Annotated in this window: 1 rRNA gene; it reads left to right on the top strand. The window is 43.3% G+C overall.

What is annotated here, in order from left to right:
* Positions 1-360 precede the first annotated feature (360 nt).
* Positions 361-479: ribosomal RNA gene (gene rrf / locus DLK05_RS19030) — 5S ribosomal RNA — on the top strand.
* Positions 480-980 lie beyond the last annotated feature (501 nt).

The following is a 980-nucleotide window of genomic DNA, read 5'->3' as shown; positions in this document are numbered from 1 at the left end:
TTTCCATTGGACTCCAGTTGTGAACAAGCAATCTGGTGATCAGACAGACATTGGRTTCAGTTGTATGTGTTGATTGATGTTGCCTGATATCTATCTGTTGGCTGTGTGACTGATGAATGAGTGATACAGACTGGAGTGGATTTGATCAGTGTATGTGGTCGGTGCATTGAATGGATATGTGGAGCAGTTAGTGGTAGTTGTTGTGACAATTGTCAGTGTGACTGACTGTGGTAATTTGTGTAGTTTGAGTGATTGAGTGAATGACTAGTGATTGGGGATGTTGACGAGTAGTAGTGAGTATTTGATTAGTATGTGTGAGTGTGTGTTTTGTTGATGTGTCGTTTGAGTGGTGATGTAGTTGGCGGCGACCATACCACGTTGAAAGCACCGGTTCTCGTCCGATCACCGCAGTTAAGCAACGTTGGRCCCGGTCAGTACTTGCATGGGTGACCGGCTGGGAATACCGGGTGTCGCCGGCTTTTAACAACCCACACACACAATCTATTTCTCAATCGTCAACAACAACAACTACTACATCGATCAATCCCAATGACCGAAACTACCGCCACTACAATTATACACATTGTTCCCATTCACATCTAATTAATATTATTATTTTCATTACTATTCTGGCCACACTGTCTCACACACACACACTTGATCAACTCGCATCACAACTATCCAACACACTGTCAGTCTATTTCACCTCACCTCTACACCATACAACCAGTCCACATGAAACACATCCAACCACACACTGTCTCAACACAACAAACCAGTCATATTGCCAGTCAAACATTAGCATACACCAAACATACACAGTCACAATATCATCACGTGCACATCGACAACCAGATACACCAGTAGACGACATGTACACCACGTTCATGATGACTCTTCATGAYGACTGTTCATGATGACTAGTGAGTGGAAAAGTGCAATGACTAATTGACTGACAATGCGGATTTCCATTGGACTCC

It is taken from the genome of Ancylomarina longa (assembly GCF_003996985.1).
GTDB lineage: Bacteria > Bacteroidota > Bacteroidia > Bacteroidales > Marinifilaceae > Ancylomarina_A > Ancylomarina_A longa.
Note: the sequence above shows the minus strand (reverse complement) of the source record. Positions and strands in the feature narration are given on the sequence as shown.